This is a genomic window from Burkholderia sp. AU45388 (assembly GCF_030481585.1).
GTDB classification, from domain to species: domain Bacteria; phylum Pseudomonadota; class Gammaproteobacteria; order Burkholderiales; family Burkholderiaceae; genus Burkholderia; species Burkholderia sola.
Map to the genome: position 1 here is coordinate 1 of NZ_JAUJPV010000030.1, position 15,960 is coordinate 15,960.

Here is a 15,960-nt window from a genome sequence, read left to right on the forward strand (position 1 = left end):
CGAACGGCGACAGGTACGGGTTCGTGTAGCCCAGGCCCACCACGAAGCCGACCACGACCTGGTTGTTGTCCATGTGATACAGGAACGAGCCGCCGTACGTGTCCGACTTCAGCGGCCAGCCGGCCGTGTGGATCACGAGGCCCGGCTTGTGCTTGGCCGGATCGATTTCCCACAGTTCCTTGATGCCGATCCCGTACGCCTGCGGATCGGCGTTCGCGTCGAGCTTGAACTTCGAGATCAGTTGACGGCCGAGATGGCCGCGGCAGCCTTCGGCGAACAGCGTGTACTTCGCGTGCAGCTCCATGCCGAGCTGGAAGTTCTCGGTCGGCTCGCCGTCCTTGCCCACGCCCATGTTGCCGGTGGCAACGCCTTTCACGGAACCGTCGTCGTTGAAGAGAATCTCCGCGGCGGGGAAGCCGGGGAAGATCTCGACGCCCAGCGCCTCCGCCTGCTGGCCGAGCCAGCGGGTCACGTTACCCAGCGAGATCACGTAGTTGCCGTGGTTCTTGAAGTTGTCCGGCAGCGCCCAGTTCGGCATCGTGACCGCGCTCTTCTCGGACAGGAACAGGAAGCGGTCTTCGCTCACCTCGACGTCGAGCGGCGCGCCGCGTTCCTTCCAGTCGGGAAACAGCTCGGTGATCGCGCGCGGGTCCATCACCGCGCCCGACAGGATGTGCGCGCCGATCTCGGAACCCTTCTCGAGCACGCACACGCCGATCTCGGCGCCTTTCTCGGCGGCCAGCTGCTTGAGCCGGATCGCCGCCGACAGCCCGGCGGGGCCGCCGCCGACGATCACGACGTCGTATTCCATCGATTCGCGCGGGCCGTATTGCGCGAGCAAGTCCTGTGTGGTCAAAATCCTGTCTCCTGCAGCGTCCCGACCGTCAGCGGTCAGAACTGGTCTTCCGTCAACGCGAGCACGCTCTCGTTGCCCTTCGCGCCGACGATCGACGCTTCGAGCGCACTCGCCTGAACGAGCACGTGCTCCGCATAGCACTGCGCGATCGCGATCTTCGCATCGAAGAACGCGACGTCGCTCGCGCGGTTCGCGTGCGCGGCCAGCAGCGCGCGCGCCATCTGCCAGCCGCACAGCACGACGCCCGCGAGCTTCAGGTAAGGCACGCTCCCCGCGAACACCGCGTTCGGGTCCTGCTTCGCGTTCGCGAGCACGTAGTCGACCACCGCCGACAACGAACGCGCGCCCTTCTCCAGTTGCGCCTTCATCGATGCGGCCGCCGCGCCGTCGATCTTGCCGAGCGCCGCGATCGTGTCGCCGATCTCGGCGATCAGCGCCTTCGCGACCGCACCGCCGTCGCGCAGCGTCTTGCGGCCGACGAGGTCGTTCGCCTGGATCGCGGTCGTGCCTTCGTAGATCGCGAGGATCCGCGCGTCGCGGTAGTACTGCGCTGCTCCGGTTTCCTCGATGAAGCCCATCCCGCCGTGCACCTGCACGCCGAGGCTCGCCACGTCGTTCACCATCTCGGTACTCCAGCCCTTCACGACCGGCACCAGATACTCGTAGATGGCCTGATGACGCGCGCGCGTCGCCTCGTCCGAATGGCGGTGCGCAATGTCGCTGTGCGCGGCGGCCACATACGCCAGCGCCCGCGCGCCTTCGGTCAGCGCCCGCATCGTGCCGAGCATCCGGCGCACGTCGGGGTGATGGATGATCGTCACCGACTGCTTGGCCGAGCCGTCCACCGGGCGGCTCTGCACGCGTTCCTTCGCGAATTCGGCGGCCTTCTGGTATGCGCGGTCGGCCACGCCGATCCCCTGCATCCCGACGCCGAAGCGCGCCGCGTTCATCATGATGAACATGTATTCGAGGCCGCGATTCTCTTCGCCGACCAGGTAACCGATCGCGCCGCCGTGGTCGCCGTACTGCAGCACCGCCGTCGGGCTCGCCTTGATCCCGAGCTTGTGCTCGATCGACACGCAGTGCACGTCGTTGCGCGCGCCGAGCGAGCCGTCGTCGTTGACCATGAACTTCGGCACGATGAACAGCGAGATGCCCTTCACGCCTTCCGGCGCGTTCGGCGTGCGCGCCAGCACCAGGTGGACGATGTTGTCCGCCATGTCGTGCTCGCCCCACGTGATGAAGATCTTGGTGCCGAACACCTTGTACGTGCCGTCGCCCTGCGGCTCCGCGCGCGAGCGCACCAGCGCGAGATCCGACCCGGCTTGCGGCTCGGTCAGGTTCATCGTGCCGGTCCATTCGCCCGAGATCAGCTTCGGCACGTAGCGCTGCTTCTGCTCGTCGGTGCCGGCCGTCAGCAGCGCCTCGATCGCGCCGTCGGTGAGCAGCGGGCACAGCGCGAACGACAGGTTCGATGCGTTCAACATCTCGATGCACGGCGTCGCGATCAGCTTAGGCAGGCCCTGGCCGTCGTATTCGGCCGGATGCTGCAGCCCCTGCCAGCCGCCTTCGACGAACTGGCGGAACGCTGCGCCGAAGCCCGGCGTCGCGGTCACGACGCCGTCCTTCCAGCTGCTCGGGTTACGGTCGCCTTCGACGTTCAGCGGCGCCAGCACCTCGCCGCAGAATTTCGCGGATTCGTCGAGCACGGCCTGCGCCGTGTCGTAACCCGCATCCTCGAAACCCTGCAACTGCGCAACGGCGTCGATGCCCGCGAGTTCCTTCAGCACGAACAGCATGTCCTTGACGGGGGCGTTATAGCTCATGGTCGATGTTCCAATCAGGCGGTAAATAGGGGGCGCCACGGGGTCCGATAAGGCAAAACCGGCCAGCGCCGGGCGACGTGATGGGCCATCCTAACGCCGGGGATTCCGATTCCCATTGTCATATCCGGCCCACATGGTGACAAAATCGGCCACGGCATGCGCGTGCGTCGCCGGAAACGACCGATGGGACAAGGGTTTGGCCTGAGCCGGCTTCGGTGAATCGGCCAGCAACCAGTATGCCGGACGAAGCGGTGAGCGCCGCACCGCGGAGGCCCGCGCAGCCCACGCGCGAACCGTGACACGACGCGGCATTGGCTCGCCCGCCTGCGCATTGCCCCCGAGCGTACGGGAGAGCGGACGCGATCTCAGACTTTCATACAAGGGCGGCAGCAATACCGTCACCGTGCCGACCAACGTTCCCGTCGTGACGCTGATTCCGGCGACCCGTGCCGAATTGACGACGGGCAAGAAGGTGTTCGTCGTGGCCACACCCAAGACAACCGGCGTCTATGACGGCAAATTCGTCGTCGTCGAAAAGGACGGCGTCGCGCCGCCGATGTAAGCGTGGCCATCGGGTGGAACGTCGGGGGTTGATGGGAGCCGGCCATGGGAGCGCGCGAAGGGAGCCGGTTATGGGAGCCGTCCGCGAAGCGCAGCGCCCCGGCGCCTCACGTCACGCGCGGCGCCGATACGTCCCCGGCGTGCTGCCCGTCCAGTGCCGGAACGCACGATGAAACGCGCTCGGGTCGTCGAAGCCGATATCGGCGCCGATCGCCGCGATCGTGTCGGGCGTATCGGTCAGCCGCTGGATCGCGATATCGCGCCGCAGCTCGTCCTTCAGCACCTGGAACGTCGTTCCTTCGGCGGCCAGATGGCGGCTCAGCGTGCGCACCGAGCAATGCAGGTGCTCGGCCGCCTGATCGATCACGGGCAGATCCGGCAGCGCCGCCGACAAGTACTGCCGCACCCGATGGCACACGAGTTGTTCGCTGAACGATTCGAAGATCCAGTCGCCGGGCGCGCGCGCGAGAAACTTGCGCAGGTTGCGCTTGCTCTGCCGGATCGGCGCGTCGAGGTAATCGGCGCTGAAGCGCATCAGCGTGCGTTCGCAGTCGAACTGCACGGCGCCGGTGAAGAAGTACAGGTGATCGACCGCATGGCGCGGCCGCGGGCACGCGAACTCGATCTGCAGCAGCGGAATCTTCTGCCCGATCAGCCAGGAGCACACGCCGTGCACGAGCTTGAGCATCAGCTCCTGGCCGAGCGCGCCGATCGGCCCGATGGCGTCGTTCGGGCGCAGCAGCACCTGCGCGACGAGTTCGTCGCGCTTCGATTCGACGAAGAAGTCGTCGAGCAGGATATGGAAGAATTGCCCGAAACGATGCAGCGCCGTTTCGAGGTTGCGCGCATCGAGCAGGCTCAGGCACAGGTACTTCAACGTGCCGCCGCGCAACGGGCGCGAAAAGATGCCGGGCATCTCGTCGTCGAGGTCGATCGCGAGCGTGCGGTACAGCGTCGAGAACTGTTCCTCCGTCACGCGCGCGTGCGGCTCGCCGAGCAGCTCGATCGGAATGCCGGCGCCGCGCACGTAGCGCTCGACCACGTCGCGCTGCACGCCCGCGCTCGCGAGAAAACCGTTGACGAGCGAGATCGGCACCGTCGCGCTCGGCGACGGCAGCGCACGCCCGGGCCGGGCGGAAAGGGAATCTGAGCCGGTCATCGCGTCCCCGTCGATCGAACCGACCGCATTGTACTTGAGCGGCCCGCGCGCCAGCTTCGGGGTTTTCCGCGCACGGGGCCGCGCAGCCGCGGCCGCGCGGTGCGTCGCGCCGATCAGTCGGTGCGGCTGAGTTCCCGGCGCAGGATCTTGCCGACCGTCGACTTCGGCAGCCGGTCGACGAAACGCACGAGCTTCGGCACCTTGTATGCGGCCAGGCTCGCACGGCAATGCGCGACGAGCTGCTCTTCGGTCACGTCCGCGTCCGGCGCGAGCACCACGAACAGCTTGACGGCCTCGCCCGTGCGCGGGTCCGGCACGCCGATGCACGCGCATTCGGCGACGCCCGGCAGCGCGGTCGCGACCGCCTCCACCTCGTTCGGGTACACGTTGAAGCCGGACACGATGATCATGTCCTTCTTGCGGTCGACGATCCGCAGAAAGCCGGCCGCGTCGAACACGCCGACGTCGCCGGTGCGGAAATAGCCGTCCGCGGTGAACGCGGCCGCATTGGCGTCCGGCTTCCGCCAGTAGCCGCTCATCACCTGCGGCCCCTTCACGCAGATCTCGCCCGCTTCGCCGATCGCCACCTCGCGATCCTGGTCGTCGAGCAGCTTCACGTCGGTCGACGGCAGCGGCAGGCCCGTGGTGCCCGTGAACCGGTCGATCGACTGCGGGTTGAACGACACGACCGGCGACGTTTCCGACAGCCCGTAGCCTTCGCGGATGAAATTGCCCGTCACCGCCTTCCAGCGCGCCGAGATCACGTCGATCACCGCCGCGCCGCCGCCGGCCGACAGCTTCAGCCGCGACCAGTCGACTTCCTTCAACCGCGGATGGCCGGCAAGCCCCGCGTACAGCGTGTTCACGCCGACGAACACCGTCGGCCGCGCGGCCTTCAGCACGTCGATGAAGCCGTCCATGTCGCGCGGGTTCGCGACGAGCCAGTTCTGCGCGCCGATCGCGAAGTAGGACAGGAAGTTCACCGTCAGCGCGAAGATGTGATACAGCGGGATCGCCGTGACGACGACCTCTTCGCCCGGCACGCGCGCGGCCGGCACGATCGCCCCGAACTGCGCGACGTTCGCGACGAGGTTGCGATGCGACAGCGCCGCGCCCTTCGACAGGCCGGTCGTGCCGCCCGTGTACTGCAGCAGCAACAGGTCCGCGCCGCTCAGCGCAACCGGCTCGCACGCGAGCGACTCGCCGGCGGCGATGGCGTGCGCGAGCGCGGTCGAACCGGGCGGCAGCGCGTCGCACGCGCCGGCCGGCGCATCGACGACGCCGAGATCGTCGCGCCCCACGCTCAGCACGGTGCGCACGCGCGTGCCGTCGACCACGTCCGCGAACGTGCCCATCGACCCGCCGCAGACGATCGCCACCTCGACCCCCGCGTCGTTGAGCTGATGCGCGAGCTCGCGCGCGGTGTAGTGCGGATTCACGTTGACCTGGACCGCGCCGATCTTCGCGACGGCGACGAACACGACCGGAAACGCGAGCACGTTGGGCAGCATCACGGCCACGCGGTCGCCCTTGCGCACGCCGACGACCTGCTGCAGATACGCGGCCAGCGCGCTCGACAGGCGCTCGACGTCGGCATAGGTGAGCGTGCGGCCGAGCGCATGGAACGCCGGACGCTCGGCGAAGCGGTGCATCGCGTCGTCCAGCAGCGCGCTGACGGAAGGATGGCGATCGGCGTCGATCTCGGCGGGGATCGGGCCATACGACCCGAGCCAGTGTCTGTTCGTCATGTCTCACTCCTCTGGGGACGGCACGCCAGCCTGCGTGCCGTTCGCACGGCGGCCTGCACGCCCAAAGGACGCGGGCCGCCGCCTGACCGGCGACTATCGCGCGCGCGACGCGCTTTGCAAATGATCCGGGCGGCCGAAAACATGATCGAAACGGACAGGCGCGGCGCATGCCTGCGCAACATCGCCCAGCGAACGCCTGCCCGCCCGGGCAGCTCCGTCGGTGCATCAGGGTGAACCCTGTGGCGAATGGGGGCCGTTCCCGCGCAGAATGGCGTGCCGTCAACGATATCGATTCGGACGCAGGACTCCCGCCATGCCGCGCAGTGCGCTCTCGAAACCGCCCCACGCCCAGCCTGCCCGGCTGCCGGACGCCGCCTCCGCCCACGCGTTGCGCGAGCAGCGCTTCACGCCGGCCAAGCTGGCCGTGCTCGTCGACGTGGCCGCGCAAGCCGGCCTCGACCCGGCGACGGTGCTCGCCGGCACCGGCCTCGCGCCGGCCGACGTCGCGGACCCGTTCACGCTCACGTCGCCGCTGCAGTTCCTGACGGCCGCGCGCAATGCGGTCGGCCGGTACGACGGCACCGACCTCGGCGTGCGCGTCGGCCGCCTGCTGCGCGCGTCGAGCTACGGCATGTACGGCTACGCGATGCTGTGCTCGGAATCGCTCGCGCGCGCGTTCGATGCGGCCGTCAAATATCACCGGCTCGCGAACGGCATGCTGCCGATCCGCTGGGTCGAACAGGGCGACACCGCATCGTGGCTGTTTCCGGACCGCCACGAAGTCGCGCTGCCCGATCTCGACGAGCCGCTGTACCGTTTCCTGATCGACATGCAGTTCGCGCTGCACGTGACGATCATCAAGGACGTGATGGGTGCGTGGTGCGTGCCGGCGCGCGCGCAGTTCGCGCAGCCGCGGCCGCCGCACGGGGCGCGGCTGGCCGACGCGCTCGAATGCCCGATCGCGTTCGACCAGCCGCATCACGTGCTCAGCTATCCGGCGGCATGGCTCGCGCGCGCGCCGCAACTCGCGAACCCGATCACCGCCGCGCAGGTGTCGTCGCACTGCGCGCAGTTGCTCGACGCATTGCGCAGCCAGTCGGGCATCACGCGACGCGTCTACGAGGAGCTCACCCGCACGCCGGGACAATTCCCGGACATCGACGCGATCGCCGAGAGCCTGTGCATGACGTCGCGCACGCTGCGCCGCAAGCTCGAAGCCGAAGGCACGTCGTACAGCGAACTGCTGACGAGCGTGCGCAAGGCGCTCGCGATCGACTATCTCGGCACGACCACGCTCAGCACCGAGGACATCGCGCTGACGCTCGGCTTCAGCGATGCAGTGGGATTCCGCCACGCGTTCAAGCGCTGGACCGGCACGACGCCGACCGACGTGCGGCGCAAGCGCGGCAAGTAGCGCCTGCCGAGCGTGGCCAGCGCGGTCAGCGCGTGCCGTCGCCCGCCGCCGGCGACGCGACCGCCAGCGCGAACTCGAACACGGCGCCGCGCCCGGCCCGGTCGACGAGCCGGATGCCGCTGCCGTTGAGCGCCAGCATCCGGTGCACGATCAACAGGCCGAGCCCGCCGCTCGTCGCCGTGCCGCCGCCCGTCGGCCGCTGCGGCCGCTGGAACAGCCCTTCGCGGCGTGCGGCCGGAATTCCTTCCCCGGTATCCGACACGGTCACGATCACGCGGTCGCCCGACGGCGCCGGCGCGATCTCGATCTCGACCTCGCCGTGCGAAGGCGTGTGCCGCAGCGCATTGTCGAGCAGGTTGGTCAGCACGCGCTCGATCATCCCGAGATCGGCCGACACGACCGGCACGCGCGGCGGCATCCGCGCATGCAGCGCGACGCCGCGCGATTGCGCGGCCAGCTCGAATTTCTGGAACACGTCCTGCACGAGATCGACGAGCGAGAACGGCTCGCGCTCGGCCTGCACGCCGCCCGATTCGAGCCGCGCGAGTTCGAACAGCGCCTGCGCGAGGCGCCCGACCTTCGCGCTCTGCGCGAGCGCGATCGACAGGTAGCGGCGCCGCTCGGGCTCGGGCAGCGTGTCGGCCTTCAGCGACAGCGTCTCCAGATAGCCGTGCAGCGACGTGAGCGGCGTGCGCAGGTCGTGCGAGATGTTCGTGATCAGTTCGCGCCGCTGCTGGTCCTGGCGCGTCAGCGCGCGCCACTGGTCGCCGATCCGGTCGGCCATCTGCGCGAACGCCGATTCGAGCACCGCGATGTCGTCGCCGCGCCGGCCGGGCGGCAAGTGCAGCACCGGCGGCGGCGTATCGGGCGTGTCGGGCGTGTCGGGCCCACCCGGCGCGCGGGGCGCACCGTTCGCGTCGAAGTCGCGCATCGCGGCCGTCAGCCGGCGCAGCGGGCGCGTGATGAAGCCGAATGCGACGAGACCCGCGAGCAGGCCGAGCAGCGCGACGATCGCCATCGACCACAGCGTCGTGCGCAGCACGTTGCCGGCGTCGACGCGCGCGGCGAGCCGGTCGTGCGCCTCGCCCTGCAGCACCACGTAGATGTAGCCCGACGGCGGCTGCCCCGCGCGCTGCAGCGGCGCGGCGCTGAACACCTTGCGCGCGTCCGGGCTGCGCGGATCGTCGCCGAGGATCGGCAGCGGCTGGCCCGCGATGAAGCGCTGCACGGGCGCGAGATCGACGCGGTCGCGCTTCACGTGGCCGGGCGGCGCATCGTCGCCCTTGATGCGCCCCGCGTTGTCGAGCAGGTACACCTCGACGCTCGGGTTCACGCCCATCAACTGGCCGAACAACGTGCGCACGGCGTCGGGGCGCAGCCCGTTCGCATCCATCAGCGGCGCGCTGCCGGCGATGTTGGCGGCCAGGTCGCGCGACAGCGCCTGCACGACTTCCTTCTCGCGCATGTCGTTCGCACGGATCTGCAGCCACGCCGACGCGCCCGAGCACGCGAGCAGCAGGATCGAGAACACGAGCGACAGCCGCCGGGTGAGCGTGAGCCGCATCATGCGTCCCGCTGGCCCGGCGCGGCGAGCTTGTAGCCGCGCCCCCACACGGTGAGGATCCGCACGGGCTCGGCCGGATCGGCCTCGATCTTCGCGCGCAGGCGGTTGATGTGGGTGTTGACCGTATGTTCGTAGCCTTCGTGCTGGTAGCCCCACACGGCGTTGAGGAGGTCCATCCGCGAGAAAACCTTGCCCGGGTGCCGCGCGAAGAAATACAGCAGGTCGAATTCGCGCGGCGTGAGGTCGATGCGTGCGCCGTCGACGCTCGCCTCGCGTGCGATCGGGTCGATCGCGAGCCCCGCGACGTCGAGCGTGCCCGCGTCGAGCCGCGAATCGCGCGCAAGCGCATCGACGCGCCGCAGCAGCGCCTTGACCCGCGCGACGAGTTCGAGCACCGAGAACGGCTTCGCGAGGTAGTCGTCGGCGCCGAGTTCGAGGCCGAGAATCCGGTGCACCTCGCTCGACCGCGCGCTCGTGATGATGATCGGCGTATAGCGCGTCATCGCCCGCGCGCGGCGGCAGATCTCGAGGCCGTCCACGCCCGGCAGCATCAGGTCGAGGATCAGCGCGTCCCAGTTGCCCTGTTCGAGCAGACGCAGCCCTTCGGCGCCGTCCGCGCTGTGCACGACCTCGTAGCGCTCGTCGCGCAGGTGCAGGCTCAGCACGTCGGCGATGTCGGCATCGTCCTCGACGATCAGGATGCGTTTCGGTTGGTCCATGGCGGTGGGCGGCGGCACGTCGGAGCGGGGCTCGATCACGGTGGGCGGCGGGCGATCGGCCCGGGTCGAAGCGCGGAGGAAAGCCGCGCTGCCGTCATTGTGCAAAATTTTGCGGCGCCGAGGGATCACATTTCGTTTAAGTTTCGATCGTGCGCGTGAGGTGAGCCCATATCCGCAAGGCTTCCCGCTCCGGCCCGTCGAGCTCGATTCCGCGCGCCCCCGCAATAGACACGAAAAAACGGGCGCGAGATGCCCGGTGCCGCCGCCTCCCCCGGCGCGGCGCGCGGCCGGCACCCACGCGCGCCGGTGCAAAAAACGATCGCGGCGTCGAATGCCAGCCTGACCGAGCCGCTATCGGTCGATGATCGAAAAGGCGGCCGCCGCCAGCCAGCCGCCCTTCCCCCCCGTTACGCCGCGGCCGCTTCGGCCCAGGGCGGCCGGAAATCCTGGCCGAGATGCTGGCTGATCGCCGCATCGAGCCGCTCGACCGCGTCCCGCTCGATCCGCGTGATGCCCGGATGCCAGATATCGACCAGCAGGCAAACCCGCGGCTCGTCGCTGTCGTTCCAGCTCTCGTGCTCGAACGTATCGTCGAAAATGATCGCGCGCCGGTCCGGCCACTCGCGCGTCTCGTCGCCGACGCGCAGTCGCGAGCCGTGCGGCACGATCAGCGGAAGCTGGCAGGTCAGCTTGAGATTGGTCGTGTCCGAATGCGGCGGAATCCGCGTGCCGCCCTGGATCACCGAAAAGATGAACGCGCCGCTCGGGCTGAGGAAATCCTGCACCTCGCGCATCAGCGCCGCGGTGCGCGGGCAGCGGCGGCAATTCTCCTCGACCTCGGGCTCGCCCTTGCGCCGGAAATAGAAGGACCCCCAGTCGTTGCGCCGGATCGACTCGAACCGTCCCGCCACCTGCTCTTCGTACGGCAGCAGCATCGGCGTGGTCACCTGCTCGAGAAACTCCTCGCGCAGCACGTCGACCGACGCCTCGAGCGTCGACGTGAACGCCTCGAGCTCCGGATAATCGGACGCCTCGTACCACGGCTTTCCGTCGAGCCCCGGGAAATAAAACAGCAGCGGCCGCTGATGTTTCGGCAACACGGGCAACGGAACCCGCCCCGTATTGATGTCGACGAACGCGATCACGCGTTCGAGCTCCGCCCTCCCGTACTGCGACACGAGCGCATCCAGCGTGTCGTGAATCGCATTGCGCATCTCCTGTTTCAAAGTCGCTCTCCTTGGCTATCGTGGGGTGACAAACGAAAAAGATTGCCGCTACCGCATGACGCATCGCACCTGAATCGAACCGGCGCGCCCGGCGCTACACGCGCGCGGTCGCCTTCGCCTCTTCCACCGGGTCGGCGGTCCAGCCGCCGATCGTGGCGCCGTATCCGGACGCCGCCGCGACCAGCACGCCGACGCCGCACCACACCGCCTGCACGCCCCACTGGCTGACCAGGTAGCCGAGCAGGACCGACGCGATCATGCTGCCGAGCTGGAACACCAGCGAGAAGAACGAGACGGCGCGCGATCGCAGCGCATCGGGCGTGCGGTGATGCAGCACCGCGTTGACCACCGCGCCGGCGATGCCGAGGCACAGCGCGACCCCGCTCAGCACGACGCCGAACGCGACGACGTGATTCGCCCAGCGCGTCAGCACGAGGCTCACGGCGAGCCCGGCGAACGGCAGCGTCACGGCGAGCGCCGGCCGCGCGGCGCATTGCTTCATCACGCGATACGACACCCAGCCGCCCGCGCCCTTCACGACCAGCATCAGCGTGAGGAACAGGCCGAACGCCCAGGTCGCGCCATGCATCGGCACGAGCGTCTTCAACACGACCGGCCAGTAGCTCTCCAGCACCGACACGACGCCGCCGAGCAGCATGCAGAGCAGGATCAGCGGCCGCACCGCGCCGCCATGCCACGTGAACCGGACCAGTTCGCGAAGATCGTCGAGGATCCTGCCGGCCGGCACCGCCTCGTGCGGCGCCTGCTCCGCCTCGGCGAAAAACCACGACGTGAGGCCCAGCAGCACGATGAACAAGCCGCATGCGAGCGCGAGGCCGATCTTGTACGGGTTGTCGAACAGCCGGCTGCCGACCAGGTCCGGGAGCAGGCCGCCGACCAGCGACATGCTCGCCAGCCCGAGCGCGGAGGCCAGCTCCGCGCGGCCGAGAAAATACGGAATCCGCTTCGTTTCGCCGTGCTCGCGCAGCAGGCCGACATACCATGCGTCGACGGTCCCGGAACTCATCGCGCGCGCGATGCCGAAGCTCGCCGCCGCGAGGTACAGCATCGGCTTCTGGCTGAAGCACAGCATCAGCGCGCAGCCGACGCTGTTCATCAGCAGCGATACGCGGTAGGTCCGGATGCGACCCACGCGGTCGGCCATCGCGCCGAACGGCAGCTCCAGCGCGATGGTCGACAGGCTGAACAGCGCCGCGTAAAGCCCGATCTCGAACAGCGTGAAATGGTTGTGCAGCAGGAACAGCGTGACGACCGGCAGCACGAGGCCGAAGGTGCCCCACAACGCCGCCTGCTGCAGGCAGTACCGCAGGTGGACGGTCATCGGCCGTCCTTGTCGCCGGACTCGAGCAGCAGGTACTCGCCGTCTTCCGCGCTGCCGGCGCCGATCTCGACGAAGCCGCACGCCGCATAGAACGCCCGCGCCGGCGCGTTGGCGCGCAGGCACTTGAGCCGATAGCGGGTGGCCGGCCAGCCCGGCAGCGCGCGCAGCAGCGCGCGGCCGACGCCGCGCCGGTGGTGCGGCCGGGACACGTGCAGGTGATGGATGAAATGGTCGGGCTCCCAGACCGACACGAAGCCGGCGAGCCGCCCGCTTCCGTCCTCGGCGACCCTCAGCCGCTCGCCTTCCGTCTGGGCCTCGAAGTCGGCCAGCTGGAACGCGCCGGCCGGCAGCCAGACGAAGGTCTCGCGGCGCGAGCGCAGGAACAGCTCGCGCAGGGCCGGCATATCGGCGGCCACTGCGTCACGTACGGTGATCTTCATGATTCGCTTCCCTTGCAGCGGTCGTGGTTGCGGGGCCGGCGCAGCCCGGCAGGCTCGCCATCACGTCGGCGACGAAGCGTTCGGTGTCCCAGCTGTGGTCCACCGTCGCGCCCAGCCGCGTGATGACCGCGCGGCACGACGGCACGATCACCACCAGTTGGTGATTGAAGCCGTCCATCATCATCAGGTCCTCCGGCAGCGACGGAAACCGGCGCGCGCCGCCGGCGCCGGCATTCAGCCACAGATGCGCGCCGAGCCGGCCGTCGTGCCGTGTCGCGTCGGGCGTCGCCATGAACCGCACCCAGTCCTCGTCGACGATGCGCGCGCCGCGCCATACGCCGTGCTGCAGGATCAACTCACCGAGCCTCGACCAGTCCCGCGCCGATGCCAGCATGTAGCTGCTGCCGACCAGCGTGCCCGACGCGTCGGGCTCCATCATCGCGGTGCGGATGCCGAGCGGCTCGAACAGCCGCGCCCGCGCGAACGGCACGACGTCGAGCGGCCGCGGCGAGACCGCGCGCGCGATGATCTTCGCGACCAGCACGCTGCCGCCGCTCTGGTAGTCGACCTCGCGGCCGGGCCCGACCTTCAGCGGCCGGCTCGCGACGAAGCGCGCCATGTCGGTCGACTGGTACAGCATCTTCGTCGTGTCCGAGCCGGGCAGATAGCCTTCCTGGTAGTCCAGCCCGCTCGTCCATTGCAGCAGGTTGCGCAACTGGATCGCCTGGCGCGGATCGCCGGACGACGCCCAGTCGTCCAGCAGGCGATCCTGCGCGAGCGTCAGCTTGCCGTCGCGGACCAGTACGCCCGCCAGCAATCCGATGACGGTCTTCGTCATCGACCAGCCGAGCAACGGGGTGTCGGCCGTGACGCCGGGCGCGTACCGCTCGCCGACGAGCTGGCCGTCCTGCCGCACGACCACCGCCAGCGTGTTGCGCAGCGATCCGGGCGCCGGCTCCGCCACCGCGCGATCCAGCACGGCGCGCAGCGCCGGCGGCGGATCGGACGGTGCGGCATCGTCGAGGTTGTCGGCCCCGGCCGCCGCGCCCGGCAGCGCGAGGCCTTCGCCCTCCACGCGCAACGCGTCGAGCGCGTCGGCCGGCGCGATCGTGCAGCCGAGGCCCGGCCGGTACAACGCGACCGTCGAGCGCAGCACGCCGAGCCCGGCCGCCTCGACGGTCTGCCGCGCACGGTCGATCCGGTACGTGACGAAGTCGAACAACGGGTTGATCGGCCGCACCTCGCGCGCGAACACGGTGCGCGCATCGCCGTCGCTGCCGGCGCCGCCGGCGAGCACGCGCACGCACAGGTAATGCGATGCATAGCCGGTCGCGGCGGGCAACGCCCAATACAGCAGGCCCACGGCAACGGCCAGCAACAGCATGACGGCGACGGCGAGAATCTTGACGGCGGTAGCGACACGGGACGGATGACGATCCGGCATGGGGGAGGGTTTCCTGGTTCGACGATTCGACGAGACGATGCGGGCCGCCCCGCGGCCGCCCGCGCTCAAAGGACGATTTCCTTCTTCAGGTACAGCCGCTCGGACTGGATGTCGTGCGCGTGGCAGCGGGCGATCAGCTTGTCCGATTCGACGATCGGCAGCGAGGTCGGCGCGTATTCGATGCTGGAGATGAACTTGAGCCACGGCTCCGCGCCCATCGCGTAGACGAACACCTGGCGCGGCGCGAAGCACTCGACCAGCGGCCACGCGCGTTCGCAGTCGGAGCCGTTCAGGCGGCGGTTCTGATCGAACTGCCGCCCGAGCGGCTCGTTCAGGAGCGCGCCGTACAGCCAGGACATCGGCGCGCCTTCGCATTCCATGCCGATGAACAGCGTGCCGATCCGGCCGATGCGCCGCGCGATGCGCTGGTACAGCTCCGGCTGCAGGTTGTTCGAGTCGGCCGCGAACAGCATGCTCTTGCCATCCACCTTCAGCGCGAACGCCATCTTCGCGGCGATATGCAGATCGCCGTGCTCGCCGAGGAACGGCAGCGCGACGATCTCGCCGCCCGGCACGGGCACGCTGTCCAGCTCGCCGACCTCGATCACCCGCTCGAACCCGCACGCTTCGAGCGCGAGCCGGATCGACGGGTCTTGCAGGAACCCGCCGTGGCTGCGCGGCACCACCAGCGTGCCGATCCGGTGCCGTAGCTGCAGCAGGCTCTCGAGCACGATGTGATCCTGGTGGTTGTGGGTCAGCAGCACGTAATCGATGCGCTCGGGCAGATCCGCGAACGTGAACGGATCGTCGCCCTGGCCGAGCGGATAGCCGACGATCGGATCGGTCAGCAGCGAGAATGCCGCGGTTTCGACCAGGACCGTCGCATGGTTGAAGTAGCGCACCCGCACCGGCTGCCCCGCGCGCGCCGGCGCCGCCGGCGGGCGCGGCGGCGGCGCGTCGGTGAACCAGGTTTCGAGCGCCGTGCGCCGCGCGGCGCCGCCCTCCGCGTGCGCGAGCAGGCGGTCGATCAGGTCCGGCGCCGCGCCGGTGTGGCGGGCCGCGAACAGCTCGTCGTACAGCGCGTCGCGAAACGGCAGGCGAATCTGCACCATGTGCTCGTCCGGAAAGCGCGGCGTGCTCAGCATGAAGCTCCGGTCGTCGCTGGTGGCGAGAAAGCCGTTCACGCTCTGCAGCGCGTCGAGGTAGCCGGCGCTGTCGTACAGCAGCCGCTCGAACAGCCGGTACGACGCGTGGCCGCGCAGGTCGTAGCCCAGCTCGACGAATCCCTTCAACGGCTCGGGCACCTTCGCATACAGCGGCGACAGCGTATCGCCGCCCCCTTCCCGCGCGAGCAGTTCGTCGAGCTCGCGCAGCGCGTCCGCCAGCGCCAGCAGCGGCGCGGCGCGCGTGCGGGTCTCGCGGATCAGCGCGTCGACCGCCGGCACGCGCTCGCGGCCGCCGTTGAGAAACGGGCCGCCGGCCATCTTCGCGGCGGAACGCCGATGCAGCTCCGGCGCGCGGATGAAGGATTCCATGATGCGCAGATGCACCTGCTTCATCACCAGCGCGCAGGTCGCGGGCTGCAGCAGGAAAGTCCACGCATACCATTGATTGATCAGCGGTTCGAAGACGACGTTCGGTTTCAGGTAGATCTGGGTCAT

12 protein-coding genes and 1 pseudogene are annotated in these 15,960 nt (G+C 69.2%); 2 read left to right on the forward strand and 11 right to left on the reverse strand.

What is annotated here, in order from left to right; all coding sequences use genetic code 11:
• Both QZM72_RS32135 and QZM72_RS32140 read right to left on the reverse strand, forming a co-directional pair.
• The coding region (locus tag QZM72_RS32135; protein ID WP_301740115.1) for an NAD(P)/FAD-dependent oxidoreductase at nt 1-856 on the reverse strand (856 nt) is incomplete at its 3' end.
• 35 nt (nt 857-891) lie between these two features.
• The gene (locus tag QZM72_RS32140; protein WP_301740117.1) at nt 892-2,682 is read right to left on the reverse strand and encodes an acyl-CoA dehydrogenase; all 1,791 of its coding nucleotides are present in this window, start codon (nt 2,680-2,682) and stop codon (nt 892-894) included.
• Between the two features lie 352 nt (nt 2,683-3,034).
• Between QZM72_RS32140 and QZM72_RS32145 the strand changes: the two are divergent.
• Nucleotides 3,035-3,244 (forward strand): annotated as a pseudogene (locus QZM72_RS32145) (hypothetical protein); the annotation flags it as partial.
• A gap of 111 nt (nt 3,245-3,355) precedes the next feature.
• Here the strand turns inward: QZM72_RS32145 and QZM72_RS32150 are convergent.
• Together QZM72_RS32150 and QZM72_RS32155 are read right to left on the reverse strand one after the other, a co-directional pair.
• On the reverse strand, nt 3,356-4,456 hold the full coding sequence (locus QZM72_RS32150; protein WP_301740155.1) for an AraC family transcriptional regulator: 1,101 nt from the start codon (nt 4,454-4,456) through the stop codon (nt 3,356-3,358).
• A gap of 59 nt (nt 4,457-4,515) precedes the next feature.
• Nucleotides 4,516-6,150, reverse strand: a complete 1,635-nt coding sequence (locus QZM72_RS32155; protein ID WP_301740118.1) for an AMP-binding protein — start codon at nt 6,148-6,150, stop codon at nt 4,516-4,518.
• A 313-nt stretch (nt 6,151-6,463) separates the two neighbouring features.
• On the opposite strand from QZM72_RS32155, the gene QZM72_RS32160 reads away from it, so the two are divergent.
• Nucleotides 6,464-7,564 carry an AraC family transcriptional regulator gene (locus QZM72_RS32160; protein WP_301740119.1) on the forward strand — a complete coding sequence of 367 codons (1,101 nt, stop codon included), beginning with the start codon at nt 6,464-6,466 and terminating at the stop codon, nt 7,562-7,564.
• 25 nt (nt 7,565-7,589) lie between these two features.
• Here QZM72_RS32160 and QZM72_RS32165 read toward each other — a convergent pair whose 3' ends face one another.
• The 7 genes from QZM72_RS32165 to QZM72_RS32195 all read right to left on the reverse strand — a co-directional run bounded on the left by QZM72_RS32165 (nt 7,590) and on the right by QZM72_RS32195 (nt 15,960).
• Nucleotides 7,590-9,128, reverse strand: coding sequence for an ATP-binding protein (locus tag QZM72_RS32165; protein WP_301740156.1), 1,539 nt, complete (start codon nt 9,126-9,128; stop codon nt 7,590-7,592).
• Nucleotides 9,128-9,847 (reverse strand): response regulator transcription factor, encoded by a 720-nt coding sequence (locus tag QZM72_RS32170; protein WP_089471039.1) that lies wholly within the window; start codon nt 9,845-9,847, stop codon nt 9,128-9,130. The genes QZM72_RS32165 and QZM72_RS32170 overlap by 1 nt, the downstream gene beginning before the upstream one ends.
• A gap of 407 nt (nt 9,848-10,254) precedes the next feature.
• Nucleotides 10,255-11,073, reverse strand: a complete 819-nt coding sequence (locus QZM72_RS32175) for an aspartyl/asparaginyl beta-hydroxylase domain-containing protein (protein ID WP_301740120.1) — start codon at nt 11,071-11,073, stop codon at nt 10,255-10,257.
• 94 nt (nt 11,074-11,167) lie between these two features.
• Nucleotides 11,168-12,415, reverse strand: a complete 1,248-nt coding sequence (locus QZM72_RS32180; RefSeq protein ID WP_089471037.1) for an MFS transporter — start codon at nt 12,413-12,415, stop codon at nt 11,168-11,170.
• A complete protein-coding gene (locus QZM72_RS32185; RefSeq protein WP_301740121.1) occupies nt 12,412-12,855 on the reverse strand; it encodes a GNAT family N-acetyltransferase in 444 nt (147 codons plus the stop codon). Before QZM72_RS32185 ends, QZM72_RS32180 begins: the two co-directional genes overlap by 4 nt.
• A complete protein-coding gene (locus tag QZM72_RS32190) occupies nt 12,836-14,299 on the reverse strand; it encodes a serine hydrolase (RefSeq protein ID WP_301740122.1) in 1,464 nt (487 codons plus the stop codon). The genes QZM72_RS32185 and QZM72_RS32190 overlap by 20 nt, the downstream gene beginning before the upstream one ends.
• Before the next feature lie 65 nt (nt 14,300-14,364).
• Nucleotides 14,365-15,960 (reverse strand): MBL fold metallo-hydrolase, encoded by a 1,596-nt coding sequence (locus QZM72_RS32195; protein WP_256979799.1) that lies wholly within the window; start codon nt 15,958-15,960, stop codon nt 14,365-14,367.